Raw genomic sequence first — 25462 nt, 5'->3', positions numbered from 1 at the left:
GATGCACACGGACGTCGAGGCGCGCATGGCCTGAGAGCCCGTCTTTCCAGGGAGGAAGCGATGCCCGCCCCGCGATTCCGTCCGGTTTCGACGCGCGTTCTCTTCCGTTCCGGCGACGAGGAATGTCGCGGATGAGAAAAGCGCTCGAGAAAATATCCGTCTCTCCGGAAGGACGCGAATCGAGCGATTATCCCCTTTTATCGGAATGCGCCGGGGGACGGGGATGTCCCCGCATGATACGCAGGCGCGGACATCCGAGGTGATCGACACGATGTCGAATCCGGTCATGAGAACATGACTCCATGTCGACCATCGCCGCATCGGGCTCCCCCGCACCGCTCCCCACCTCGAGCACGACGACGCCGCCCACCCTGCGCTCCCTGCTCCGCGACCCCGCGCTGTCCCTGCGGCTGCTCGGCGACGAGACGGGGCTGCCCGCCGGAGCGCTTGACCGTCCGATCTCCTGGGTGCACAGCTCCGACCTGGCGGATCCAACGCCCTTCCTCGTCGAGGGCAACGTGCTGCTGACCACCGGGACGCAGTTCGACGGGAGCATCGCAGAGGGCGACACCGCGGAGTATGTCGCCCGTCTCCGGGACCGCGGCGTCACCGGCCTGGGCTTCGGGACGGAGGTGGTGAGGGACGGGACCCCCTCCTCCCTCGTCGTCGCCTGCGCCCGGGCGGGGATCCCGCTGTTCGAGGTGCCCTACCAGACGCCCTTCATCGCCGTGGCGAGGGCGAACGCGAACGCGCTCGCGGCGGCCGAGTACTCCCGCGGCATCTGGGCGCTGACCGCCCAGCGGGCGATCTCGCTGGCCGCGCTGCGGCCCGACGGCCTGGGCGCGACGCTCGCCGAGCTGTCGCGGCACCTGGGCGCCTGGGTGGGCCTGTACGGCGCGACGGGCGATCTCGACCGCGCATTCCCGGAGCCGCTGAACGCGGACGACGCGGCGGAGATGCGGCGCGAGGTCACGGCGCTGCTGGCCGGGGGGCGGCACGCCAGCAGACGCGTCCTCCTCACCGGGCGCGACTACGCGCTGCAGACGCTCGGCGCCGCGGGCGAGCTCCGCGGCGTGCTCGCCGTCGGGCGGGCGGAGGACATCGACCAGGCCGGCCAGCAGGTCGTCAACTCCGTCGTCGCCCTCGCCTGGCTGTCGCTGCAGCAGAACCGCGACCTCGTGAACGCGCGCGGGCACCTGCGCTCCGGCCTGCTGCATGCGCTCCGCGGCGGCGACCCGTCGCTCGTCGCCCGCATCTCCGCCGAGATGTGGGGGCCTCTGCCGGGAGAGCCGATCCGCGTCGCCGCCGTCGCGGTGCGCGGCGCAGACCTCGACATCGTGTCGGAGGTGCTCGAGCTGCGCGTCGCATCGCGTCCCGGCGAGCTCTTCTTCGCGCGAGGCGACGCGTCGCTCGTGCTGTGCGCGCCCGACGGCGCGACGGATGTCCTGACCCAGCTCGTCGAGAGGTTCGAGGCGCGGATCGGGCTCTCCGAGGCGACCGGCTATGCCGGGTTCGGGCGTGCGCTCGAGCAGGCGGAGCAGGCGCTGCGGCGCCGGGCCGATGCGCCGGCCGGCGTCACCGGGTTCTCCGAGCTGGCCGGGGAGGGAGTGCTCGCCTTCGTCGCCCAGGCCGGCGCGGGAGAGGTCGCGCGCTCCGTGCTCGCGCCGCTGACGCGATACGACGAGACCCACGGCACGGCGCTGCTGACGACCATGCGGACGTGGTTCGCGAGCGGGTGCGAGTACGACGCCGCGGCGGGCGCCCTGGGGGTCCACCGGCACACGGTCCGCTCCCGCATCGACCTCGCCGCGCGCCTGCTCGGAAGGGATCTCGGGTCCTTCGCGGTGCGGGCGGACGTGTGGGCCGCGTTCGTGGTCCTGGATCCCGAGCGGCCCGGGGCGTCTACCCGCGGATGAGCCGCAGCGTCGCGCGCTCCACGGCGAGCTGACGCGCGTCGTCGTCGGCATGCCGTCCGCGCACGGCGCGCGCGATCGTCCTGCCCTCGTCGTACGCCGAGACCACGCGCGGGTCGACGTACGACGTGCGCGTCACCGCGGGGGTGTTGCCGAGGAAGGCCGCGACGTCGCGCATGGTCGCGGCCACGGCGCGGCGCCGTGCCGTCGCCGAGGCCGCCTGCTCGCCGTGCTCCGCGAGCGTCGCTGCGGCGAGGACCGTCGCGTGCCAGGTGCGGAAGTCCTTGGCCGTGGCCTCCACCCCCGTCGAGGCGCGAACGTAGTCGTTCACGAGCGCGGGAGTGAGCCGGTGCCACCCGCCGCGGTCGCGGAACGACAGGAGGGTCGCCTCTCCGTCCCCCCTCCGGCGCATGGCGTCGATCGCCCTCCCCACCGCCGCGTCGTCGATCTCGATGCGGTGGCCGACGCCGGACTTCCCCGTGAACCGGAAGACGAGAGCCTCGCCCGCGCGCCGCACGTGCCCCCGCTCGAGCGTCGTGAGGCCGAAGCTGCCGTGCCGGTCGGCGTAGACGTCGTCGCCGATGCGGAAGCAGCCGAGGTCGAGCAGCCGCACGGCCGTCGCGCACGCGCGCTCGGGCGGCATGCCGCGGCGCGAGAGGTCCTCGAGGATCCGCGGCCGGGAGCGGCCGAGCGCCTCGCCGAAGCCGAGCACGCGGTCGAACTTCTCGGCGTCCCGTCGCGCGCGCCACTGCGGGTGGTACAGGTACTGGCGCCGGCCCGCGTCGTCCGTGCCCACGGCCTGGAGGTGGCCGTTGACATGCGGCGTGATCCACACGTCCGTCCAGGCCGGCGGGATGACGAGCCCCGTGACGCGGGCCACCGCGTCCTCCGGCAGCCGCTCGCCGTGCTCGTCGAGGTAGGCGAAGCCCGGGCCTGAGCGTCGGCGCGTCCATCCGCGCTCCTCGGGAGACGTGCGCCGCAGCCTGACCATGCCTGAGAGTCTCTCCCGGGCCGCCCGAGGGCCGGGAGCCCTTGACAGGGGGCTCCCGTTCCACCGGAAGGCGTCGCCGGGCCGACCGACAGCGGTGAGAATGGACCTCATGCGCTCCCCGACCCGACCGTCCGGCGGGATGGCCGCTTCGACCGGGCTCATCATCGGATCGTGCGTCTCGCTCCAGTTCGGCGCCGCGCTCGCCGTGCAGCTCTTCCCCGCCCTCGGCTCGTGGGGCGTCACGGCGCTGCGGCTCTCGATCGCGGCGATCGTCGTGCTCGTCGCGGTGCGGCCGCGGATCGCGCGCTGGAGCCGCGACCAGTGGATCGCCGTCACCGCCTTCGGGCTCGCGCTCGGCGCGATGAACGGCTTCTTCTACGCCTCGCTCGAGCGCATCCCCCTCGGCGCTGCGGTCGCGATCGAGTTCCTCGGGCCGCTCGTCCTCGCCGCCTTCCTCACCCGCCGGATGCTCGACGTCGCCTGGGTGGGCGTCGCGCTGGCGGGGATGGCGCTGCTCGGCGTCGACAGCGCGATGGGCTCCGGCTCCCTCGATCCGCTGGGCGTGGCGTTCGCGCTCGTCGCCGCGGGCTTCTGGGCCCTCTACATCCGGACGAGCGCACGCGTCGGCCGGGTGATCCCCGGGATGGGCGGTCTCGCGATCGCGCTGCTCATCGCGTCCGTCGCGCTCCTCCCGTTCGGCGTGCCGGCCGTCGGCGTCGTCGCCGCCGACCCCCGGCTGCTCGCCCTCGCGGTCGGCACCGCCCTGCTCGCCTCCGTGGTGCCGTACACGCTGGAGCTGATGGCGCTCCGCCGCCTGCCGCAGCGCGTGTTCGGCGTGCTGCTGAGCCTCGAGCCCGTCGTCGCGGCCGCAGCGGGATGGCTGCTGCTCGGCCAGCAGGCGGGTCCGCTGCGCCTGACGGCGATCGCGCTCGTCGTGGTCGCGAGCGCCGGCACCGCCCTCGCCGCGCGACGCAGCGGGGAGGCGGTCGTGGGCGACGCGGTCGCGACGCCCACGGGGGCGATCCCCCTCCCGCCCGCGCGGCCCGCGGCGGGGCCCTCCGCGGGCGACGAGCGCGGGTGACGCCGGGAGCCGCGCGTCAGGCGCCGAGGAAGCTGATGGGGTCGAACTCGTCGATGGGGATGACCCGCAGGCGCGGCAGCTGCGCGTCGAAGACGGCGGCGTCGTACTCGAGGTCGAACTTCTGCAGGCCGGCGACGGCGTTGTAGCCCGCGTTGCGGAACTCGGTGAAGGCGACGACGCCGACGCGGCGCTCGTCGTCGATGAGGGCCGCGACGTCGTCGAGGAAGTCGCCGTCGTGGCTGACGAGCATGACGTCGTCGTCGCGGCCGGCGAGCGCCTGCAGCGTGCGCTGGATGGCGATGTCGACGACCTTCTCGTCCGGAGCGCCGGCGAGCAGGACGACCTCGTAGTCCATCGCCTTGAGAGCCTGCACGAAGCTCTGCGGGATGACCGACGAGGCGTTGATGAAGAACACGCCCTGCGCGCGCCGCCCCCATTCCCGCGTCGCGAAGGAGACGAGCCGGTCCCAGCGGGGACGCTCCTCGGGCTGCGGCCGCCGGCCGATGATGGACGTCCCGAGCGTCGCGTCGATGTTCTCGCCGTCGACGAGCACCCAGGTGACGTCTTCTCCGGTCGCGCGCATGCGCCCCTCCTCCGGCCGCTCCGCGGTGGAGAGGTCCTCGTCCGATCCTACGAGGGGCGGCGCGCGTCCTCCGCCGACGGCCGCACGACGCGAAGACGCCCGGACGCCGGCACGATGCGCCCGGGCGCCGGAGATCCCTCGAAGACCGGACGGAGAGCGCCGAATCGCTCCGGCTTTCACAGGATCTCCGGTGTTCGGGACGCGGCGTCCTTTCCTCGGAGCGCGCGGATGCGGGATAGCATCGCTGAAACATCCGCATCTGCGAGGAGAATCATGCCGGGCATCCGCATTCGCGACGCCGCGCGCTTCCTGGGCGTGAGCGACGACACCGTGCGTCGCTGGATCGACAACGGCACGCTCTCGTCCGCGGTCGACGACGCGGGGCGCAAGGTCGTCGACGGCCTCGAGCTCGCGCGGCTCGCGCGGGCGCACGCCGACCTCCCCGACGACCCGACCACGGGCGGGAGGTCCGCCCGCAACCGCTTCGTGGGGCTCGTCACCGCCGTCACGAGCGACACCGTCATGAGCCAGGTCGAGATGCAGTGCGGCCCGCACCGCGTCGTGTCGCTCATGAGCACGGAGGCCGTGCACGAGCTGGGCCTGGAGCCCGGCTCGGTCGCGGTCGCCGTCGTCAAGGCGACGACCGTCCTCGTCGAGACCCCCTGAACCGCCCTCCGAACGCCCGAGAAGGAAACGCAGCCATGACCGCACGCCCCGCCATCCGCACCGCCCTCCTCGCCGTCGCCGCGATCGGCGCCGTCGCCCTCTCCGGCTGCTCCGGCACGCCCGCGGCGGAGGAGACGGCGAGCCCCGCCCCCGAGGAGCGCGAGCTGCAGGTCTTCGCGGCCGCATCGCTCACGGAGACGTTCACCGCCCTCGCGGACGACTTCGAGGCCGAGAACCCCGGTGTGACGGTGCAGCTGAACTTCGACGGCTCGTCGGGGCTCGCGACGCAGATCGTCGAGGGCGCGCCCGCGGGGGTGTTCGCCGCGGCGAACACGAGCACGATGGACTCCGTCGTCGCGGAGGGGCTGACGGCGGCCGACCCCGTCCTGTTCGTGCGCAACGTGCTCGAGATCGCGGTGCCCGCCGGCAACCCGGCGGGCATCACGAGCTTCGCCGATCTCGCCGACCCCGACGTCACGCTCGTCGTGTGCGCCGTCGAGGTGCCGTGCGGCGCCGCGACGCAGAAGGTCGAGGAGTCCACGGGCGTCGAGCTGACGCCCGTGAGCGAGGAGAACGCCGTCACCGACGTGCTCGGCAAGGTCACGGCGGGCGAGGCGGATGCCGGGCTCGTCTACGCGACGGATGTGCTCGGCGCCGGAGACAGCGTCGAGGGCATCCCGTTCGACGAGGCGCAGGACGCCCTGAACGACTACCCGATCGCGCCGCTGACCGGAGCGGACGACCCCGAGCTCGCGCAGGACTTCGTCGACTTCGTCCTCGGCGAGCACGCGCAGGAGGAGCTCACGGCGGCCGGGTTCCTCCCCGCGGAGTAGGCGGATGACACCCACGCGGCACCGTGCAGGAATCGCGATGCGTCCGAGCCGCGCGACCCGCGCGATCGCGCCCCTGTCCCCGGAGTCCGCGCTCGGAGTTCCTGCGTCGTGTCCGCTCGATCGCCCCGTATGACACAGGACGAGCGGACGGGGCGGGCATCGCGAGGAGCCCACGCGGTCACGACCGACCTGCCCCGGTGGATCTGGGCTCCCGCGGCGCTGGGCCTCGCCTTCATCCTCGTCCCGCTCGCCGCGCTCGTCCTGCGCGCCGAGTGGGGTGACTTCTGGCCGCTGCTGACGAGCGAGTCGTCGCTCGACGCGCTCGCCCTGAGCCTGCGCACGGCACTCGTCTCGACCGGGATATGCCTCGTCATCGGCATCCCCCTCGCGACGGTGTTCGCGCGGGCGCGCTTTCCGGGCCAGCAGGCGCTGCGGGCCTTCGTGCTCGTGCCTCTCGTGCTGCCGCCCGTCGTCGGCGGGATCGCCCTGCTCTACGCGTTCGGCCGCCGGGGCCTCGTCGGGCAGGCGCTCGGCGTCGTCGGCGTCCAGATCCCGTTCACGGAGGTCGCCGTCGTCATGGCGCAGACGTTCGTGGCGCTGCCGTTCCTCGTCATGAGCGTCGAGGGCGCCCTGCGATCCGCCGGCACGCGCTACGGCGCGATCGCGGCGACGCTCGGCGCATCCCCCGGCCGCGTGCTGTGGCGCGTGACGCTGCCGCTCATCGCCCCGGGCATCCTCTCGGGCGCGATCCTGTCGTTCTCGCGGGCGCTCGGGGAGTTCGGGGCCACGCTCGCGTTCGCAGGCAGCCTGCAGGGCGTCACGCGCACGCTGCCGCTGCAGGTGTACCTCGTGCGCGAGAGCGACAGCGCATCGGCCGTGGCCCTCTCGCTCGTGCTCATCGTGCTCGCGGTGATCGGCGTCGTGCTCGCCTACCGTCCGCGGCGGGTGCAGCCGTGAGCGCATGTCGGCCCCGAAGGGCTCAGCCGTGAGCGCGTACCTGTCGATCGAGGCGCGCGTCGCCGAGCGCGACGTCGAGGTCTCGCTGTCGGCCGCGCACGGCGAGACGCTCGCGATCGTCGGCCCGAACGGCGCAGGGAAGTCGACCGTGCTCACGTTGCTCGCCGGGCTCCTCCGGCCCGACGCCGGGAGGATCGAGCTGGACGGCGCGACGCTGGCGGGCGACGGACGCTGGATCCCGCCGCACCGTCGCGGCATCGTGCTCATGGCGCAGCAGACGCTGCTCTTCCCGCACCTCTCGGTGCGCGACAACGTCGCCTTCGGCCCGCGGGCATCCGGTCTCTCCCGATCCGCCGCGCGCGACGCCGCCGAACGCTGGCTCGTCGAGGTCGGCGTGCGGCATCTCGCCGAGCGCCGCGCCACGGATCTGTCCGGCGGCCAGGCGCAGCGCGTCTCGCTCGCCCGCGCCCTCGCCGCCGAGCCGGCCGTGCTGCTGCTCGACGAGCCCACCGCCGCGCTCGACGTCGACGCGGCCCCCGAGCTGCGCATCCTGCTGTCGCGTGCGCTCGAGGGGCGCACGGCGGTCCTCGTCAGTCACGACCCCGGCGACGTCTCGGCGCTCGCCGACCGCACCGTGCGGATGGCCGCGGGGCGCATCATCGCGTGAGCCGCCCGGCCGCGATCCCCCATCCGGCCCAGCCCGCATCCGGCCCAGCCCGCATCCGGCCCCCGGGACCGGAGATCCCGCGAAACCCGGACCATCCGGCAGGAATCCGTCCGGTGTTCACGGGATCTCCGGCGCTCAGGGCGCGGGCGATCTGCGGCGTTCGGGCTCGCGGGATCTCCGGCGCTCAGGAGCCGGCGATCCCGCCGCAGGATCAGGCGGCTTCGGCGATCTCGCGTCCGGCGGTGCGCGCGGCGTCCTCGGCGGTCTCCTTGAGCGAGGCCGCGAGGTCGGCGAACTCTTCGAGCGCCGGGTTCGCGCCGACGAGGGTGAAGGGCCGCTCCACGACGCGCAGGTCGAGCCCCCAGACGTCTTCGAGCACACGACGGATCCACGGCGTCGCGTGGTCCCAGCCCTCCTTGGGGGTCCCGGGACCGTAGTTGCCGCCGAGCACGGTGACGAGCGTCGCGGGCTTGCCGCGCAGGGCGGTGCCGGTCGGGTTGATCCGCTCGTCGGCGTACGCGACGTCGAACCAGGTCTTGAAGTGCTGCGAGACGCCGTAGTTGTAGAGCGGCACGGCGAAGAGCAGCGCCTCGGCGTCGACGAGCTCGTCGGCGAACGTCTTCGCGAGCGCCTGCGCCTCGCGCTGCGCGTCGGTGCGGTCGGCCTCGGGGGTGAATCCGGCGGTGACGGCGTTCTGCCAGACCGTGGCGGGCACGGGCGAGGCGGCCAGATCGCGTCGCACGACGGTCGAGCCGGGGCGAGCGGCCGTCCATTCGGCCTCGACGATGTCGGCGAGCGCACGGCTGGAGGACGTCGCGGGGAGAATGCTCGCATCCAGGCGGAACAGTGTCATGGGGGATCTCCGATCGGTTACGATGAGTCGCTCTGTAAACCAGAGCGACTCTCGGGAGCGTAGCACGGGTAGGGTGGAGGCATGCGAGGGAGCGAGAACGACGGATCGCCGTGCGACGCCGCGGTCGCCCTCGCGTTCTCGGTGCTCGGCAAGCGCTGGAACGGCATGATCCTCGACGCCCTCAGCCGCGGCGCTCTCTCCTTCGTCGCGTTGAGGCGGGCCGTGACCGGGATCAGCGACGCCGTGCTCTCGGACCGGCTCTCCGAGCTCGCCTCGGTCGAGCTCGTGAGGCGCGAGGTGAACGCGGGCCCGCCCGTGTCCGTCACGTACGTCCTGACACCCGCCGGGGAGCACCTCATCCCCGCGCTCGCCATGCTCGGGGAGTGGGCGTCCGAGAACCTGCGTGTCACGCGCGCCTGAGCGCGGTCGCCGGATCGTCAGTCGTCGTCGCGTCGCGTGACGACGCGTTCGACCGTCCCCAGGCCGGGAGCCGCATCCGCCCACCGCTCGATCGCCAGGTCGACGACCGCGAGGGCCGCGGGCGGGTAGTGGAGCGGAACCCATCGGCGCTGATCGGGCGCGGCGAGCGTCGCGAGCAGGTCGGGCACGGCGGGACTGTGCCCGACGAGGACGAGCGAGGAGGCGTCTCCCCCGCGCTCCCGGACGACCTGCAGCAGGCCGCGCGTCGACGCGGCATAGATGTCGTCGTCGACGAGGTGCTCGGGCGGGCTCTCCCAGGATCCGCCGACGAGACGCCACGTCTCCCGGGTGCGCCGTGCCGGCGAGACGAGCGCGAGATCGGGGACGAGGTCCTGGTCGGCGACGTACGCGCCGACGCGCCGGGCATCCCTCATGCCCTGCGGGGAGAGGGGGCGGTCGATGTCGTCGACGCCGTGCGGCCAGCCGGCCTCGGCGTGCCGGAGGAGGAGGAGCCGGAGCATGCGTCCAGCATGGCGGATCGACACCCCCGGACGGCAGAGCGACCCGGCGTCGACCTGGCCCAGACCTCCGAGGCGGAGCCGCGAGAGAATGGACGTGTCATCGACATCTGTCGACGGCTGTGCTCAGGAAAGGGGATGCGCATGCGCGCCGCACGGTTCCACGCGAAAGAGGATGTCCGTATCGAAGAGGTCGAGGAGCCGTCGCCGGGTCCCGGACAGGTGAAGCTGCGCAACGCGTTCGCCGGGATCTGCGGGTCGGACCTCCACGTGTACTACGCCCCCGAGGCGTCGGGTCTCGACCTCACGAAGCCCCATCCGGTGACGGGTGCGATGCCGCCGCAGATCCTCGGCCACGAGTTCTCGGGCACGGTCGTCGAGGTCGGCGAGGGCGTCGACCGTGTCGCGGTCGGCGACGACGTCGCCGTCTGGCCCGTCTACGGATGCGGCACATGCGCGGCCTGCCGTCGCGGCATGTTCAACGCCTGCCGCACGATCGCCTTCCACGGCCTCAACGCGCACGGCGGCGGGATGGCCGAGTACACGACGGTGGACGCCGCGAAGCTGCACAAGCTGCCCGAGGGCGTCGACCTGCGGCTGGGCGCGCTCGTCGAGCCCATGTCCGTCGCATGGCACGCGGTCGCCCATGCGAACGTCCAGGCCGGAGGCTCCGCCCTCGTCGCCGGCGCCGGCCCGATCGGCATCGGGGTCTGGTTCGCGCTCCGCGCGCAGGGCGTCGAACGCGTGCTCGTCTCCGAGCCGAGCGCCGATCGACGCGCCATCATCGAGGCGCTGGGGGCGACGACCGTCGACCCCGTGAACGACGATCTCGCGTCCGCCGTCGCCGACCTCACGGACGGCGACGGAGTGGACGCCGCGTTCGACGCGGCGGGCGTCGGCCCCTCGATCACGTCGGGTCTCGCGAACCTCACGCCGGGCGGCCGTCTCGTCGTCGTGGCTCTCCACGAGCGCACGATGGACTTCCTGCCCACGCAGCTCGTGATGAGCGAGACCGAGATCGTCGGCGTGCTCGGCTACACCCAGGACGACTTCGACGCCGTCATCCAGGCGATGTCGGAGGGCCGCTACGACACGACCGGATGGGTGCAGGAGGTCGATCTGGACGACGTGGTGGACGCCATCCGCTCGCTCCGCGGGGGCAACGGCGCGAAGGTGCTCGTCCGCAGCGGCGCGGCGGCCTGACCGCGGAGGGCTCACGCGGATCGCAGGGATCCGTGTGAGCCCTCACCGCGGACGCGGTCGCTATGCGTCCTCGCCCGGCTCCCCGCCGCCGGGGCGGACGGCGGCGTCGTCGGCGACGTCGATCCGCGTGACGCCGTCGTGCTCCGTCACCTCGATGCGGGGCTTCGCGTCCTCCTCCGTCGCCTCGGGCGCGGTCGTGAGCTGGTCGTGCCGCTTCTCGTCGTCCGTCATGTCGTCTCGTCCCACGATTCCTCCTCGTCGCTCGTATGGGCCGACCGTATCCGATGCGCGCCCGCGGGCGAACCCCCTTGCGCCGGCGCGGAGACGGAGGCTCGACCTCTCCGTCGAGCCGTCAGATCCGCCGGTTGCGCAGCACGGGCAGCCGTTCGCGGACCTCGGCCACGCGGGCGACGTCGAGGTCGAGGACGCGCGTCTCCGGCGCGGCGCCGAGACGTGCGATCTCCACGCCGTCGGGGGCGATGACGCCGCTCGCGCCGACGCCCGTCGGAGAGCCGACCGGGTCGTCACGACCGATCGTGCGGGGATCGGCCTGGCCGCTCGCGACGACGAAGACGGTCGCGTCGAGCGCGCGGGCGCGCGTGAGCAGCTCCCACTGCTCCCGCTTGCCGGGCCCCGAGCCCCACGACGCGCACACGATCACGACCTGGGCGCCCGCATCGGCGAGCGCCGTGAACAGCCCGGGGAACCGCACGTCGTAACACGTCGCCAGCCCGATGCCGACGCCGTCGAGGGTGAAGACCGCAGGCGCCGCCCCGGGCTCCACGGACGCCGACTCCCGGTACCCGAAGGCGTCGAAGAGGTGGATCTTGTCGTACGCGGCCTCCGCGGCGCCGGCGACGAGCAGCGTGTTGCGCACGCGACCGTCGTCGCCGGGGGTGAACATCCCGGCGACCACCGTGACGCCGTGTTGCGCGGCGATCGCGCGCACCTCGCCGGCCCACGGGCCGTCGAGCGGCTCGGCGACGCCCGACAGCGGCGGCCCGTCGAAGCGGCACATCGTCGCCTCCGGGAAGACGACGACCTCCGCGCCGGCGTCCGCCGCACGAGCCGTCTGCTCCTCCACCTGGGCGAGGTTCCCCGCGGGGTCCTCGGTGCTCACGATCTGGGCGATGGCTATGCGCACGGCATGGCTCCTCTCTCGGTCACGCCCGCGACGGCGTGTTGTATACATGAAGAATGCCTCACCCGTCGACGCCACCGCTCTCGGGCCGCGAGCGGGCGCTCGAGCACCTTCGCCTGATGCTGGCCGACCCGCGCATCGAGGGCGCGTTCATCAACGAGCAGGACGTCGCGGCCGAGATCGGCGTCTCGCGAACCCCCGTGCGCGAGGCGCTGCTCATCCTCGCCTCCGAGGGGCTCGTGCAGCTGCAGCCGCGACGCGGGGCTCTCGTCTCGCCGCTCACGCCTCGCGAGATGTCCGAGCTCATGGACCTGCGGGCGCTCATCGAGCACCATGCGGCCGGGCGCGCACTGGCGGCGGGGCTCTCGCCGCACGAGCGGATGGCGGAGATCGTGCGCGACCAGGACGCGCTGACGTCCGGCCGCGTCTCCCTCGATCCGGCGACCGCACGGCAGTGCATCGAGCTCGACCGGGAGTTCCACCAGACGCTGGTCGACGCGGCGGGGAGCGCACTGCTGTCTCGCACCTACGCCGGACTCCGCGAGCGGCAGGTGCGCGTGGGAGTGACGGCCCTCGCGAGCGGCCCCCGCCGCTGGGACGCGGTCAGCAGGGAGCACACGGAGATCATCGACGCCCTGCGCTCCGGCGATCGGGTGCTCATCGATCGGGCGATCGACGAGCACCTCTCCAAGACGCTGCACGCGATCCTCTCCGGCGCTTAGGCCTGCGCGCCGGCCGTCACGCTCAGCCGCTCGAGGTACTCGTCGTCCTCGGCGTGGTGCGGGTTGCGGCCGAGGAGCACGCCGACGACCGTGAGGGCGGCCGCGACCGCCAGGTAGATCGCGGGCGCGACCCATCCGCCCGTCGCGTCGAGCAGCGCCGTGAAGATGACCGGCGCCAGCGCGCCGCCGAACACGCCCGCGATCGTGTAGGCGAGCGAGGACCCCGTGTACCGGAGCCGCGGGCTGAACTGCTCGGTGATGAACGCCGCCTGCGGGCCGTAGAGGAAGGAGTGGATGCCGAGGCCCACGACCACGCCGAGGACGAAGAGCGTCTGCGATCCGCCGCCGACCATCGTGAAGAAGACGAACGGCCAGACGGCCGCGGCCACCGCGGCGGCGGCGTAGAGGAGACGCCGGTTCACGAGGTCGCTCACCCATCCGGCGAGGGGGATGAGCCCGAGCTGGAAGGCCGACCCGACGAGAGTGGCCGTGAGCACCTCCGATCGCTCCATCCCGAGCTGCGTGAGCCCGTAGGTGAGCGTGAAGACGGTGAACATCGCGTAGAGGATGTCGGGCGCGAGGCGGCTGAGGATGGCGGCGAGCAGGCCGCGCCGCTCATAGCGGAAGACGTCGCGGATCGGAGCCTGGGGGCGGTCGCCGCTCTCCTCGATCGCCCGGAAGATCGGCGTGTCCTCGAGGGCGAGGCGGATCCACAGCCCGAAGGCGACGAGCACGGCGGACAGGAGGAACGCCACGCGCCATCCCCAGCCGAGGAACTGCTCCTCCGTCAGCACGAGGGTGAGGAACGCCAGCACGCCGTTGGCGAGGAGGTTTCCGGCGGGCGGGCCGACCTGCGCGGCCGACGCCCAGAAGCCGCGACGACGCGGGCTGCCGAACTCGCTCGAGAGCAGCACGGCCCCGCCCCACTCCCCGCCGACGCCCACGCCCTGCGCGAAGCGGAGGAGCACCAGGATGACCGGCGCGACCGCGCCGATCGACGCGTAGGTCGGGAGGACGCCGATGAGGAAGGTGGCGATGCCGACGATGAGGAGGGTCAGGACGAGCACGCGCTTGCGCCCCACCTTGTCGCCGAGCCGGCCGAACACGATGCCGCCGATGGGACGCGAGAGGTAGCCCACCGCGTACGTCGAGAAAGCCAGCAGCGCCCCGGTCAGCGGGTCGCTCTCCGGGAAGAAGAGGACGGGGAAGACGACCGCTGCGGCGGTGGAGTACACGGCGAAGTCGTACCACTCCAACGATGTTCCGGTGAGGCTGGCGGTGTAGGCCTTGGCGAGTGCGCGTCTGTCGACGGGCGGCTTCGTCGGGCCGGCGGATGTGCTGTCGCTCATGTGTTCGCTCCAATCGGGATCTTCACATACTTGCGGTATACAAGACATATACGCAACAACGGGCGGATGATTTTCCCTCCCCGTAACAAGAGGAACGAGCGCACATGACCCGACTGACCTTCGACATCATCGGCCGCGACGAGACCGTCGACGTCGACATCCAGAGGCTCTACAACGCCGGGTACGCCGGGCGCGATCAGGAGCAGGTGCGCCTGCACATCGACGAGCTCGCCGCGCTCGGAGTGCCCGCGCCGAGCACGACGCCCTCGCTCTACCCGGTCTCGCCCTACCTGGCGCGCCAGACCGGCCTCGTCGACGCGCAGCACGCCCAGACCTCCGGCGAGGCGGAGTGGGGCGTCGTCATCGCGGGCCCGCGCCCCGAGGACGTCCTCCTCACGGCGGCCTGCGACCACACCGACCGCGCGCTCGAGGTGCACGGCGTCGCCTGGAGCAAGAACGCGGGACCGGACGTCCTCGGACGCCGTGCGTGGCGCCTCGTCGACCTCGGCGACCGGGTGGACCGTCTCCGCCTCCGCGCCTGGGTGGGAGCCGGCCGCGTCCTCATCCAGGACGGCCGCGTCGGCGACCTCCTCTCGCCGTCCTCCTGGCTCGACGTCCTGCGCGAGCGAGGCGAGCACGAGCCGGGAGTCGCGCTCATCTCGGGGACGATCCCGATGATCGAGGGAGTCGACCAGTTCGCCGATCGGTGGGAGGTCGAGCTCCTCGACGAGGCGACGGGCGAGACCTCGCGCGTCGTGTACGACGTCGCGCGGATGCCGGAGCCCATCGGCTGATCGCGGCGGTCGAGCCCGCGGCCCCCGCGTCCACGACGGACGCGGGGGCCGCCCCGTCGACGCCCCCGCGCAATGCGGCGATACAAAAGGGCACGTCCACGAGCCTGCGGTCATAGGCTTCCCTCGTTCACGGAAGAGGCCTTCGACGGACGAGGCAGACGAGAGGAACGCCGCATGAGCACCGGAGCAGTCGAGCCGGCGTCGCCCGCGGCGCCCGTCTTCGGGCGGCGACAGGCGTCCCGGCGCATCGGCCTCGACGAGCTCGCCGAGGCACGCGGCTCCGGGCGTCTCGGGGACCTCCGGGCACGGTTCGCCGACGCCTTCTCGATCATCCGGCACGACGCCGCGGACGCCGACAGGACGGGCGGGCGGCAGACGGCGGGCATCACAGCGCTGATCGCCTCCGGGTTCACGCGGCTGCGGGTCGCCGAGGCCGACGGAGGCATCGACATCCCGCTCGTCGACCTGTTCGCCCTGCTCGCCGATCTGGGCGCCGCCGATCCCGGCGTCGCGAACGCCCTGCGGGGGCATCTCAGCTTCATCGAGGTGCTGCGCCATCAGCCGGACGTCTCCCCTGAGGCGCGAGCGCACTGGACGGCGGAGATCGTGTCGGGGAGGGTCTTCGGCAACGCGCAGACCTCCGCCCCGGGTGCCCCCGTGACCACGGCCCGGCGGACGGCGTCGGGCGAGTGGGTCGTCTCGGGACGCAAGTACTACTCGAGCGGATCGCTGTACGCGGACTACATCCGCGCCTCGGCCGAGGACGAGGACGGGCGCCCGGTCTGGGCGATCGTCCCCACGGACCAGCCCGGCGTGGAGCGCGCGGACGACTGGCGCGGCTTCGGCCAGCGCACGTCGGCGAGCGGCAGCACCCTCCTCTCGGAGGCGCGGGTCCATCCGCTCGGGATCATCCCGATCGACCAGGAGGTCGCCCAGCACCAGAGCTTCGTGCAGCTCTACCACCTCGCGACGCTCTCGGGGATCACGAGGGAGGTCCTCGACGAGGCGATCGCGCTCAACGTGTCTCGGCCGCCGAGGAAGGAGGCCTTCGGCGATCACGCGCTCGACGTGGTCGGGTCGCTCTCCGTGTCGTACGTCACGGCGCAGAGCCTCGTGCGCACGGCGGCCGACGTCCTGGAGCACGCGAACGCGCTCTTCCTCCGGGACGGCGACCGCGAACCGTACGAGAGGCTCAGCGTCTACACGCTCGCGAACCAGGTCGCGGTGATCGAGACCGCGCTGGAGGCGACCACCCGGCTGTTCGACGCCGCCGGCGCGAGCCTGACCGACGCCGGCAAGGCGCTCGACAGGCACTGGCGCAACGCCCGCACGATCGCCTCCCACAACCCGGTGGCGGTGAAGCCCCGGCTGCTCGGCGACTACCTCGTCAACGGGCGCTTCTACGGCAGCCCGTTCTCGCCCTTCGACGCGGACGGAGCACCGTCGGAGGTGCCGCCGTTCCGCCCCGGCGAGTAGGGACGGGCGGGGCCCCGCTCATCCGGCGGTCCCGGCGCCGATCACCTCGCGCAGCGTCGTGTGGTCGTACTCGCGCTTGTGGATGCCCTTCCGCTGCAGCAGCGGCGCGACCTCGTCGGCGAAGGCGACGAGCCCGTCGGGGAAGTGGTCGATCATGAGGTTGAAGCCGTCGGCCGCACGGGAGCGGAACCAGAGCTCCATGTCGTCGGCGATCTGCTCCGGGGTGCCGATGACGATGCGCGCGCCGTACCCTCCGAAGTCCCGCAGGATCTCGCGCACGGTCTGCTGGCGGCGCTCCTGGATCCAGTCGAGGAAGGTGAGGCGGTAGCCCGCCGACGTCGGATGCTCGTCGGGGTTCCAGGGCTTGTCGAGGATGTCGGCGGGGATCGGCGCGTCGAGGTCGAGCGTCCTCGCGTCGTGCGCGATGACGTTGCTGAGCGATCCGAGCGCGTAGCTGTCGGGCACCCGCGATTCGAAGTCGTCGAACCGGCGTCGCGCCTCCTCGACCGTGCTGCCGATGACGAGCGAGAGACCGGGGGTGATCCTCGGCAGGCCCGGGCGGCGTCCGAGCGCGGCCGCGCGGCGCGTGAGGTCCGCGTAGTTCTCGATCGCGCGCGGCAGCGTCAGCTCGACGGCGAACACGCCCTCGGCGTGGCGAGCCGCCAGGTCGCGCCCCTGCGCGCTCCCGCCGGCCTGGAACAGGACGGGCGTTCCCTGCGCCGACGGCGGGACGGCCGTGACGCCCTCGAAGCGGAAGTGCTCCCCGTCGAAGCGGAAGCCGCCGTCTCCCGCGGCTCCGGCCCAGACCGTCTTGACGGCGTCGACGAACTCGCCGGCGCGCTCGTAGCGGGTCGCGCGGTCGGGGTTCGCGTCCACGCCGAAGTTCCCCGACACGGCGGGGTTGTACGTCGTGACGATGTTCCATCCCAGCCGGCCGCCCGTCACGACGTCGGTGCCGAGCAGTCGTTCGGCCAGCTCCACGGGGTCGTTGTACGTGGTCGATGCGGAGGCGATCACGCCGACGTGCTCGGTCGCGGCGGTGAGGAGCGCCGCGAGCGCGATGGGCTCCAGCTGCGCTCCGGGACGCGGATCGGGATTGTGGAGGGCGGGCTGATCGGCGAAGAAGACCGCGTCGAGGAGGCCGCGCTCGGCCGCCTTCGCGGATGCGATCCAGTGCTCCGGGCGGATGAGGGTGTCGGCGTCGTGGTCGCCGAACTGCCAGGCGGCCGGCCGCTGCCCGAAGGCCTGGAGGTTGACGTTGAGCGTGAGGTGGTCGGTGCGGTCGGTCATCGTGCGCCTCCGAAGGCGAGGGGCTTGTCCGTCAGGTCGTATCGGCGCTCGGGGAGGCCGAGCCGCGCGCGCAGCGTCCCCGAGAGCACGCCGGGTTCGAGCGGCCGCGCCGCGTCCAGCACGTCCTGCAACGCCGGCAGCGACTCCACGCGGACGAGCGAGAGCGCCGCATCCTCCCGCTCGACGCCCGCCGAGACGAGGCCCGGCCGGCCCTCGGCCTCCGACCCCGCCCAGGCGTCCGCGAGCGCGGCGTCATCGACGACGACGAGGTCCACGAGGCCCCCTGCGGCGGCGAGCTCGGCCTCCGACGTCACATGCCAGAGGGACACCGGCTCGGCCTGACGGCTCGTGGGCGTGTTGAGCGCGCCCGCGACCCGGTAGTGCTCCCCGTCGTGCTCGATCCGCCGGATGCCGTCCGTCGTCGCGTAGACGCCGCGCTCGCGGTCGGCCAGCAGGGTCTCGACCGGCCACGAGTTCCAGAGCGCGCGGATCACGCGGATGCGCTCCGCCGTCCGCTCCGCGTCGCCGTCTCCGGATCGGAAGACCACGCCGCTGCGCGCCCCGCTGAGATGGTCGAGCGAGAGGAAGCGCCGCGCGGCGTTGTACGGCGCATCGCGGAGGCCGTCCGACGAGACGAGCGCGGGAAGCCCCGGCGCACGGACGGTCAGCGACGTCGCCGCCGCCACGGGGTCCAGCTGCTGCGGGCGGCCCCCGGCTCCGACGACCACGGCGCCCACGACATCCGCCGCACGCCGCAGCTCCGACAGGAGCCCCGGGTCCCCCGAGCGCAGCAGGGCGGGGAGGTCGCCCACGAGAGCGATGAGGGGCCGCGGATGCGTCATGGGAGGTCTCCTGCCGGGTGGAACGGGGTGTCGACGACGCGACGGGTGCCGGGGATGGCGTCGAGAAGCGTCCGCGTGTACTCGTGCCGAGGCGCGGCGAACACCTCGGCGGCGGGCCCCGTCTCGACGACGGCGCCGTCCTTCATCACGGTGACGTCGTCGGCGATGAGCCGCACCACGCCGAGGTCGTGCGTGACGAACACGTAGCTCAGCCCGAGCTCCGCCTGAAGGTCGACGAGCAGCTGCAGGATCTGCGCCTGCACCGACACGTCCAGCGCGCTCACGGCCTCGTCCAGCACGAGGATCCGCGGGCTGAGCGCGAGGGCGCGGGCGATGGCGACCCGCTGCCGCTGCCCGCCGGACAGCTGCGCGGGCGTCCGGCGCAGGTAGCCGTCGTCGAGGGACACCGCTCGCAGCAGCTCGCTCACGCGAGCAGCGAGCGCGGCCGGGGAGGCCGTCGCCCGGAAGGCCCGGAGCGGCTCGGCGACGATCTTGCCGACGGTGAATCGCGGGTCGAGGGAGGTGAACGGGTTCTGGAACACGAACTGCAGGTCGCGGCGGACGTCGCGCAGCTCCCGCCGCCCGAGCGACGTGATCTCGCGTTCGCCGACGTGGACGGTGCCGGCGTCGGGCGAGGCGAAGCCCGCGATGATGCTCGCGAGAGTGGACTTCCCCGCCCCCGACTCCCCCACGATCGCGTGCGTCGTGCCCTCGCGCACGGTGAGCGCGACGCCGTCCAGGGCGCTGACGACGGCGCGCTTGCCGCCGGCTCCCGCGACGTAGCGCTTCTCGAGGCCCTCCGCGCGGAGCACGTGCGCCTGTCCCGGCTCCCGGACGGCGCCGGAGGTCGGTGCGAGGCGTCCGGCGTGACGCGCCGGGGCGGCGTCGAGCAGCCTCCGGGTGTACGCGCTCGCCGGGTTGTCGACGAGGTCGCGGACGGCGCCGTGCTCGACGATCTCGCCGCGCTGCATGACGAGGATGCGGTCCGAGCGGTCGAGCGCGACGCCGAGGTCGTGGGTGACGAGCAGGATGCCGATCCCGAGCTCGCGGCGCAGGCGCTCGAGGTGGTCGAGGATGCGTCGCTGCACCGTCACGTCGAGAGCGCTCGTCGGCTCGTCGGCGACGATGATCCTCGGCTTCCCCGCGAGGGCGATGGCGATGAGGGCGCGCTGCTTCATGCCGCCGGAGAGCTCGTGCGGGTACTGGTGGAAGACCCGCCCCGCGTCGGCGAGGCCCGCCGTCCGCAGGCTCTCGAGCGCCGCGTCGCGATGCTCCTCGGCCGAGGCCGTGCGCGACTCGTTGAACGCGACGGCCTCGACGACCTGCCGGCCGATCTTCTTGACGGGGTTGAGCGAGGTGGCCGGGTCCTGCGGGATGAAGCCGACGTAGCTGCCGCGCACGCGCGCCATCCGCTGATCGGGCCATCCGGTGACGTCCACGCCCGAGTACGCGATCGACCCGCCGCGGATGCGGGCGGCGGACGGGAGCAGGCCCAGCGCTCCCTGGACGAGCGTCGTCTTCCCGGAGCCCGACTCCCCCACCAGCGCGACGAACTCCCCCGGGTCGACGCGCACGTCGACGCCCCGGACAGCCGGCGCCCAGGTGCGCCGCTCGGCACGGTAGTCGATCTCGAGCCCTGTGATGCTCAGGAGCGCTTCGGCCGGCTCCGCGAGGTCGGCCTGCGCCTCGACGACGATCGGGGCGGTCATCGGCGGTGGTCCTTTCGGAAGGAGGTGCTGATCCGGTGCGTGGAGAGCACCACGAGGGCGAGGGCGACGCCCGGCAGGATCGAGATCCACGGGTGGACGGCCAGGTAGTCGCGCCCCTCGGCGACGAGGAGTCCCCATTCCGGCTCGGGCGGAGGGGCGCCGTAGCCGAGGAAGCCGAGCGAGGCGACCGCGATGATCGAGGTGCCGATCTCGAGGGCCGCGAGCGCGACGACGGAGCCGAGGGAGTTCGGCACGACGTGTCGCAGGACGACGCCGATCCGGCTGACGCCGAGCCCGTATGCGGCGCGCACGTAGTCGCGGCCGACGATGCCGATCACCTCGGAGCGCATGACACGTGCGAACGAGGCGATGGACGAGATGCCGACGGCGAGGGCGATGTTGTGCGTCGAGTAGCCGAGGACGGAGACGATCACCATCGCCAGGAGGAGGCTCGGGATGGACAGGAAGACGTCGATGACGCGCATGACGACCGTGTCGGTCTTGCCCCCGAGGTATCCCGCGACGAGACCGACGAGAGTGCCGACGACGAACGCGATGAGGACGGCGAGCAGGGTCGCGGAGAGGGTCGTGCCCGCTCCGTACACCGACCGCGCGAGCAGGTCGCGCCCCAGCCGGTCGGTGCCGAAGGGATGCTCGGCGCTCGGCGGCGAGAAGCTCAGGGCGGGGTCGCCCGCATACGGGCTGTACGGCGTGAAGAGGCCGGGGGCGATCGCCCAGCCGATCGCGACGAGGACGACGACCCAGGCGAGCACGAGGACCGGCTGGCGCAGGATCCCGCCCAGGCGCCGCGCGCTCCGTCCCCTGACGAGGACGGCCGGCGTCGAGTCGGGCGAGGTGCGGGGCTCAGCGGTTTCGATGGTCATGTCCGGTCCTCAGACGGTCTGTGCGGCGAGCGAGGCACGCAGGCGCGGGTCGAGCAGCGGGTAGACGAGGTCGACGACGAGGTTGATGAGCGCGAAGCTGGCGGCGACGAGCACGACGATGCCCTGGACGACCGGCACGTCGAGGGTGTTGATGGCCCCCTGCGTGAGCCGCCCGATCCCGGGGCGGGCGAACACCGTCTCGGTGATGACGGAGCCCGCGATGAGGTTGCCGAAGGTGATGCCCGCGATCGTCAGCGCGGGCAGGCTCGCGTTGCGGAACACGTCGCCGACGATGATGCGGCCCCGCGTGGCGCCCTTCGCGAGGCTCGTCGTGACGTAGCCCGACTCCAGCTCGCTCGCGAAGCTCCGGACGAGGAGCTGCGCGATCGGGCCCGACACCGGGATCGCGAGCGTGACGAGCGGCAGGACGAGGCTCTGCCATCCCGCGTCCCCGAACGAGGGGAACCAGCCGAGAGTGAACGAGAAGATCTGCAGCAGGAGGATGCCGAACATGAACACCGGGACCGACACGGACGCGGAGGGCAGCGACTCGAGGAGGTTCCGCAGCCACGGACGGCGGGTGGCGGCGGCGGCGAGCGCGATCGCGAACCCGATCAGGACGGCGAGCAGGAGCGCGCCGACCGCGAGCACGAGCGTGCTCGGCAGCACCTCCAGAAGCGCCCGGGTCACGGGCCGCCCCGACTGCACGGAGTTGCCGAAGTCGCCGACGGCCGCATGGGCGAGCCGGTCGAGGTACTGCAGGATCAGCGGCTTGTCGAAGCCGTAGTTCGCGGCGACCTGTGCGCGCACGTCCTCCGGGATCGTGCCCAGCTCGGCCGGGTCGAACAGCAGGTCGACGGGATCGGCGGGCAGCACGAAGAGCAGCAGGAACGTGAGGGTGAACGCGGCCCAGACCACGAACAGCGCCCGGCCGGCCTTGAGCGCGACGTAGCGGAGCACGGGAGTCCTCTTCCGAGCGGTGGACGGGGTGGGTAGCGACGGTATCGGCACTCGCGGCCCGGGAGCCCGGCATGTCGTCACGGATCGCCATCCGGCGAAACATGATGACGGGCGCCTCACGCGGGGAGGGCCGACGGCTCCCGTGTCGCGAGCGCGCGGTCGTGACCGGGCGCGAGCGGGGCGAGGCCGAGGTTCCCGCGCAGCGTGTCTGCCTCGTAGTCGCGGTGGAACAGGCCCCTGCGCTGCAGGATCGGGACGACCGACTCGGTGAAGCGCCCGAAGTCGACGGCGGTGTCCGCGGGCATGATCGTGAACCCGTCGGCGGCCCCGGCGCCGTGCCACTGCTCGAGGTCGTCGGCGATCTGCTCGGGCGTGCCGACGAGCAGGCGGTGCCCCGACCCGGACGCGGACCGGATGAACAGCTCCCTGACCGTCAAGGGATGCTCGCTCAGCAGAGCGCGGATGCTGCGATGGAACCCGGCCGATCCGGGCGGGTCCGGGGCGGCGTCGAGGACGTCGGGGGTCAGCACGGTGTCCGGCGTGATCGCCGCCGGGTCCAGGCCGAGCTGACGGGCCACCCCGTGCGCGGCCTCGACGGGGTCGGAGGCGTCGACCAGCTCCTCCACGCGGGCGCGCGCCTCTCGCTCCGTGGCCGCGACGAGCACGACCACGCCGAGCGAGATCGCGACCTGCCCGGGGTCCCGGCCCCCAGCCGCGGCGCGCTCCCTCGTGCCGTCCCGGAACGCGACGGCGTCGCCGAGGGTCTGCCCGACGGTGAACACGACGTCGGCGTACCGGGCCGCCAGCGCGAGGCCGCCGGGCGAGCCTCCGGCCTGCACGAGCACGGGACGGCGCTGCGGCGACGGCGGCACCGACAGTGCGCCCTCCAGGCGGACGGACTTGCCGTGGAGCTCCGTGCGGTGGATCCGCCCCGGGTCCGCGAACCTGCCGGACGTCCGGTCGCCGACGATCGCGTCGTCGTCCCATCCGTCCCACAGGGACAGCACGGCGCGGACGAACTCGTCGGCGCGCCGGTACCGCTCGGACTTCTCCGGCGTCCGGTCGTACCCGAACGCGGCGGCGGCGTTCGGGGAGAACGTGGTCACGACGTTGAACGCGGCCCTGCCCCCGGTGACGTGGTCGAGGGCGAGGTAGCGGCGGGCGAGGTTGTACGGGCTGTTGTAGGTGCTGCTGGCCGTCGCGATCGCGCCGAGCCCGCGGGTGCCGGCCAGGACGTGGGAGAAGAGGACGGTCGGATCGAGCCCCGCTTCGGGGTGCTCGGCGATCGCCCGCCCGAGCCCCGGGGAGTCGCCGAGGAAGAGCGCGTGGATGCGGGCCGCCTCTGCCTGCCGGGCGAGCTCACGGTAGCGGGCGACGTCGATCCAGGCGAGCGGATCGCGGTCGGGCAGCCGCCACGCGCCGCGGAAGTGGCCCGGCGTCATGAGGGACAGGTTCAGGTGGAAGGTGCTCACGCGTCCTCCTTCTCATCGCCGGATGCCGGTCGCCACCCGAGCAGCGGCGCCAGGTCGTGGGCAGTCGCCTCCAGCAGCCGCCGATGCTCGCGGATCGACGGGGACGCCGGCGGGAAGCTCACCAGCAGCTCCGTGGCGGCGACGACGCCCGCGTCGTGCGCGAGGCCCTCGGCGATGGCCTCGGCCTCGCCGAAGCGGGTGTGGTCGCGCACCAGGTACTCCTCCGGGGAGACCCTGGCGGCCTCGTCGCGTCCGAGCGCGCCGAACCAGCTCTGCCAGCGGCGGGCGCCGTCGACGAGCCGGGAGAGCGCCTGCGCCCGGCTGGCGTCGGGGTAGACCGCGCGCGACACGAGCACGCGCGGCGCGACGCCGGCGGGAAGCGCCTGCCGGTACGCGTCGACGAGGGCGGCCTGGGCATCCGGGCTCTGGTGGCGGTTCCAGTCGGTCGCACGCGACAGCTGCAGTCCGTCGCCCGCGGCGCCGGCGGTGCGGGCCTGCGCGAACGCGACGTCCGGCGCGCTGGAGATGGCCTGCCACAGCCGGCCGCGCACGCCCGCGCCCGGCGGGTGCAGCCTCTCGCCGAGGCCGTTGAGCGGGGCGCCCTCGAGCACCTCGTGCAGCCGGGACACGCTCGTCTCCCAGAGCGCCGGCCGCTCGTCGAGGTCCCGGCCGAACGCCTCCCAGGCGCCGGGGAAAGGGCCCGACCCGATCCCCAGCTCCAGGCGTCCGCCGGCGAGGACGTCGAGCGTGGCGGCGTCCTCGGCCACCTTCAGGGGATCCTCCAGCGGGAGGACCAGCACCCCCGTGCCCAGACGGATCCGGCTCGTGTGCTGAGCGATGGCCGCCAGCAGCACGAGCGGGGAGGAGACGTGCTCGTTGCCCTGCCGGAAGTGCCGTTGGATCACCCAGCCGGAGTCGTATCCGGCCTCCTCCGCGAACCGGAAGAGCTCGATCGCCTGCCGGTAGGACGTGGCGGGGTCGGCGTCGGAGTCGAGGTGCAGCAGGAAGCCCAGGCGCTTGCCCGCCAGCACGCCGGATCCGGTCTCCGGCGGCGTCGCGCGCGACGAGGTGCCGGCAGTGGCGGTCATGCGATCCGCAGCCCTGTGCCGTGCACGCCGTGCGTGTCGATGACCGCCAGCTCCTCCTCCGTCAGCGGGGCGAAGGCCGGGGCCTTCAGGTTGTGGTGCAGCTGCTCCACGGAGCTCGCCCCGATCAGCGCGCTGGTCACCTCGGGGCGGCGCAGCACCCACTGCAGCGCCAGCTGGGCGAGGGACTGGCCGCGCAGGCCGGCCAGCTCGTTCAGCGCCCGGGCCCGCCTCCGGTACTGCTCGGTGATGTCGGCGGTGGACAGGAAGTCGCTGTCCACCGCCCGCGCGCCCGCGGGCACGCCGTCGAGATACTTGTCGGTCAGCAGTCCCTGCGCGAGCGGCGAATAGGTCACCAGCCCGACACCGTCCTGCTCGGACTGTCCCAGCACGTCCTGCAGCTCGAGACGGCGGTCGAAGATCGAGTACCGGGACTGGTGCAGGGCGAGCGGCACCCCCGCGTCCTTCAGGAGGGCGGCGGCGCGGTGCGCCTCGTCACGGTCGTAGAAGTTCGAGACGCCCGCGTACAGGGCCTTGCCGGACTGCACGGCCGTGGCCAGCGCGCCGACGGTCTCCTCGAGGGGGACCGCCGGGTCGGGATGATGGAAGTAGAACACGTCGACGTAGTCGGTGCCGAGGTCGCGCAGGCTGTGGTCGAGACTCTGCAGCAGGTTCTTGCGCGACCCCCCTCGGTGATACGGGCTCGGGCCGATCGGGTTGCCGGCCTTCGTGGTCAGGATCAGCTCCTCGCGCCACGCCCCCAGGTCGTCGCGCAGGATCCGGCCGAAGTTCTTCTCGGCGGCGCGGTGAGGCGGACCGTACCGGTTCGCGTTGTCGAAGTGGACGATGCCCGCGTCGAACGCGGCGAGCACGATCTCGCGCTGCGTCTCGAACGGGGACCGGTCGCCGAACTTCTGCCACAGGCCGAAGGCGAACTCGGGGAGGGTCAGGCCGGTCGTGCCGGCTCGACGCCAGCTCACGTTCTCGTAGCGGTCGTCGGAGGGCTGGTAGCTCACGGTGTGTGCGCCTTTCGTGGTGTGGGGGTCGGTCGGC

The 25462-nt window shown here is 73.0% G+C and carries 26 protein-coding genes; 11 read left to right on the top strand and 15 right to left on the bottom strand.

All coding sequences use genetic code 11. The features are described from left to right. The first annotated feature begins 302 nt into the window (after window positions 1-302). Window positions 303-1916, top strand: a complete 1614-nt coding sequence (locus N8K70_RS01150; protein WP_317139778.1) for a PucR family transcriptional regulator — start codon at window positions 303-305, stop codon at window positions 1914-1916. On the opposite strand, the gene N8K70_RS01145 is transcribed toward N8K70_RS01150, so the two are convergent. Further along, the gene (locus tag N8K70_RS01145; RefSeq protein ID WP_317139777.1) at window positions 1903-2904 is read right to left on the bottom strand and encodes a DNA topoisomerase IB; all 1002 of its coding nucleotides are present in this window, start codon (window positions 2902-2904) and stop codon (window positions 1903-1905) included. The genes N8K70_RS01150 and N8K70_RS01145 overlap by 14 nt on opposite strands. A gap of 139 nt (window positions 2905-3043) precedes the next feature. On the opposite strand from N8K70_RS01145, the gene N8K70_RS01140 reads away from it, so the two are divergent. After that, window positions 3044-3985, top strand: a complete 942-nt coding sequence (locus N8K70_RS01140; RefSeq protein WP_317139776.1) for an EamA family transporter — start codon at window positions 3044-3046, stop codon at window positions 3983-3985. Window positions 3986-4001: 16 nt separating this feature from the next. Here N8K70_RS01140 and N8K70_RS01135 read toward each other — a convergent pair whose 3' ends face one another. Further along, complete coding sequence (locus N8K70_RS01135; RefSeq protein WP_317139775.1) at window positions 4002-4568, bottom strand: NYN domain-containing protein; 567 nt, start codon at window positions 4566-4568, stop codon at window positions 4002-4004. Window positions 4569-4841: 273 nt separating this feature from the next. Here N8K70_RS01135 and N8K70_RS01130 point away from each other — a divergent pair, with 273 nt between their 5' ends. From N8K70_RS01130 to N8K70_RS01115, 4 genes are all read left to right on the top strand, one after another. Next, window positions 4842-5234 carry a TOBE domain-containing protein gene (locus N8K70_RS01130; protein ID WP_317139774.1) on the top strand — a complete coding sequence of 131 codons (393 nt, stop codon included), beginning with the start codon at window positions 4842-4844 and terminating at the stop codon, window positions 5232-5234. A gap of 35 nt (window positions 5235-5269) precedes the next feature. Continuing rightward, on the top strand, window positions 5270-6067 hold the full coding sequence (gene modA, locus N8K70_RS01125) for a molybdate ABC transporter substrate-binding protein (RefSeq protein WP_317139773.1): 798 nt from the start codon (window positions 5270-5272) through the stop codon (window positions 6065-6067). A gap of 129 nt (window positions 6068-6196) precedes the next feature. Beyond that, on the top strand, window positions 6197-7024 hold the full coding sequence (locus tag N8K70_RS01120; RefSeq protein ID WP_317139772.1) for an ABC transporter permease: 828 nt from the start codon (window positions 6197-6199) through the stop codon (window positions 7022-7024). Between the two features lie 28 nt (window positions 7025-7052). After that, window positions 7053-7691, top strand: coding sequence for a sulfate/molybdate ABC transporter ATP-binding protein (locus tag N8K70_RS01115; protein WP_317139771.1), 639 nt, complete (start codon window positions 7053-7055; stop codon window positions 7689-7691). 211 nt (window positions 7692-7902) lie between these two features. On the opposite strand, the gene N8K70_RS01110 is transcribed toward N8K70_RS01115, so the two are convergent. After that, complete coding sequence (locus N8K70_RS01110; protein WP_317139770.1) at window positions 7903-8544, bottom strand: FMN-dependent NADH-azoreductase; 642 nt, start codon at window positions 8542-8544, stop codon at window positions 7903-7905. Between the two features lie 81 nt (window positions 8545-8625). On the opposite strand from N8K70_RS01110, the gene N8K70_RS01105 reads away from it, so the two are divergent. Continuing rightward, on the top strand, window positions 8626-8964 hold the full coding sequence (locus N8K70_RS01105) for a winged helix-turn-helix transcriptional regulator (RefSeq protein WP_317139769.1): 339 nt from the start codon (window positions 8626-8628) through the stop codon (window positions 8962-8964). 17 nt (window positions 8965-8981) lie between these two features. On the opposite strand, the gene N8K70_RS01100 is transcribed toward N8K70_RS01105, so the two are convergent. Then, complete coding sequence (locus N8K70_RS01100; protein WP_317139768.1) at window positions 8982-9485, bottom strand: SixA phosphatase family protein; 504 nt, start codon at window positions 9483-9485, stop codon at window positions 8982-8984. A 141-nt stretch (window positions 9486-9626) separates the two neighbouring features. Between N8K70_RS01100 and N8K70_RS01095 the strand changes: the two genes are divergently transcribed. Beyond that, the gene (locus N8K70_RS01095) at window positions 9627-10685 is read left to right on the top strand and encodes a 2,3-butanediol dehydrogenase (RefSeq protein ID WP_317139767.1); all 1059 of its coding nucleotides are present in this window, start codon (window positions 9627-9629) and stop codon (window positions 10683-10685) included. A gap of 60 nt (window positions 10686-10745) precedes the next feature. On the opposite strand, the gene N8K70_RS01090 is transcribed toward N8K70_RS01095, so the two are convergent. Beyond that, window positions 10746-10931 carry a multidrug transporter gene (locus N8K70_RS01090; RefSeq protein WP_394357791.1) on the bottom strand — a complete coding sequence of 62 codons (186 nt, stop codon included), beginning with the start codon at window positions 10929-10931 and terminating at the stop codon, window positions 10746-10748. Between the two features lie 106 nt (window positions 10932-11037). Next, window positions 11038-11829, bottom strand: coding sequence for a carbon-nitrogen hydrolase family protein (locus tag N8K70_RS01085; RefSeq protein ID WP_317139766.1), 792 nt, complete (start codon window positions 11827-11829; stop codon window positions 11038-11040). Window positions 11830-11882: 53 nt separating this feature from the next. Between N8K70_RS01085 and N8K70_RS01080 the strand changes: the two genes are divergently transcribed. Continuing rightward, window positions 11883-12548, top strand: coding sequence for a GntR family transcriptional regulator (locus tag N8K70_RS01080; protein WP_317139765.1), 666 nt, complete (start codon window positions 11883-11885; stop codon window positions 12546-12548). Here N8K70_RS01080 and N8K70_RS01075 read toward each other — a convergent pair. After that, entirely contained in the window at window positions 12545-13897 is a 1353-nt protein-coding gene (locus N8K70_RS01075) for an MFS transporter (RefSeq protein WP_317139764.1), read from the bottom strand. The genes N8K70_RS01080 and N8K70_RS01075 overlap by 4 nt on opposite strands. A gap of 104 nt (window positions 13898-14001) precedes the next feature. Here N8K70_RS01075 and N8K70_RS01070 point away from each other — a divergent pair, with 104 nt between their 5' ends. After that, complete coding sequence (locus N8K70_RS01070; RefSeq protein ID WP_317139763.1) at window positions 14002-14691, top strand: DUF2848 domain-containing protein; 690 nt, start codon at window positions 14002-14004, stop codon at window positions 14689-14691. 174 nt (window positions 14692-14865) lie between these two features. Then, on the top strand, window positions 14866-16167 hold the full coding sequence (locus N8K70_RS01065) for an acyl-CoA dehydrogenase family protein (protein ID WP_317139762.1): 1302 nt from the start codon (window positions 14866-14868) through the stop codon (window positions 16165-16167). An 18-nt stretch (window positions 16168-16185) separates the two neighbouring features. On the opposite strand, the gene N8K70_RS01060 is transcribed toward N8K70_RS01065, so the two are convergent. The 8 genes from N8K70_RS01060 to N8K70_RS01025 form a co-directional block, all read right to left on the bottom strand. Then, entirely contained in the window at window positions 16186-17457 is a 1272-nt protein-coding gene (locus N8K70_RS01060) for an NtaA/DmoA family FMN-dependent monooxygenase (protein ID WP_317139761.1), read from the bottom strand. Next, complete coding sequence (locus N8K70_RS01055) at window positions 17454-18299, bottom strand: LLM class oxidoreductase (RefSeq protein WP_317139760.1); 846 nt, start codon at window positions 18297-18299, stop codon at window positions 17454-17456. The genes N8K70_RS01060 and N8K70_RS01055 overlap by 4 nt, the downstream gene beginning before the upstream one ends. Further along, window positions 18296-20008, bottom strand: coding sequence for an ABC transporter ATP-binding protein (locus N8K70_RS01050; RefSeq protein ID WP_317139759.1), 1713 nt, complete (start codon window positions 20006-20008; stop codon window positions 18296-18298). Before N8K70_RS01050 ends, N8K70_RS01055 begins: the two co-directional genes overlap by 4 nt. Next, window positions 20005-20892, bottom strand: coding sequence for an ABC transporter permease (locus N8K70_RS01045; RefSeq protein WP_317139758.1), 888 nt, complete (start codon window positions 20890-20892; stop codon window positions 20005-20007). Before N8K70_RS01045 ends, N8K70_RS01050 begins: the two co-directional genes overlap by 4 nt. 9 nt (window positions 20893-20901) lie before the next feature. After that, the gene (locus N8K70_RS01040) at window positions 20902-21852 is read right to left on the bottom strand and encodes an ABC transporter permease (RefSeq protein WP_317139757.1); all 951 of its coding nucleotides are present in this window, start codon (window positions 21850-21852) and stop codon (window positions 20902-20904) included. A 116-nt stretch (window positions 21853-21968) separates the two neighbouring features. After that, window positions 21969-23324: an NtaA/DmoA family FMN-dependent monooxygenase gene (locus tag N8K70_RS01035; protein ID WP_317139756.1), complete on the bottom strand. Its 1356-nt coding sequence runs from the start codon at window positions 23322-23324 to the stop codon at window positions 21969-21971. Then, on the bottom strand, window positions 23321-24412 hold the full coding sequence (locus N8K70_RS01030; protein ID WP_317139755.1) for an LLM class flavin-dependent oxidoreductase: 1092 nt from the start codon (window positions 24410-24412) through the stop codon (window positions 23321-23323). The genes N8K70_RS01035 and N8K70_RS01030 overlap by 4 nt, the downstream gene beginning before the upstream one ends. Further along, the gene (locus N8K70_RS01025) at window positions 24409-25425 is read right to left on the bottom strand and encodes an aldo/keto reductase (protein ID WP_317139754.1); all 1017 of its coding nucleotides are present in this window, start codon (window positions 25423-25425) and stop codon (window positions 24409-24411) included. The genes N8K70_RS01030 and N8K70_RS01025 overlap by 4 nt, the downstream gene beginning before the upstream one ends. Window positions 25426-25462: the final 37 nt, after the last annotated feature.

This window comes from Microbacterium sp. AB, from assembly GCF_032878875.1.
Taxonomy (GTDB): Bacteria; Actinomycetota; Actinomycetes; order Actinomycetales; family Microbacteriaceae; genus Microbacterium; species Microbacterium betulae.
The sequence above is the reverse complement of the archived record's forward strand: the minus strand, read 5'-3'. Positions and strand labels throughout refer to the sequence as shown.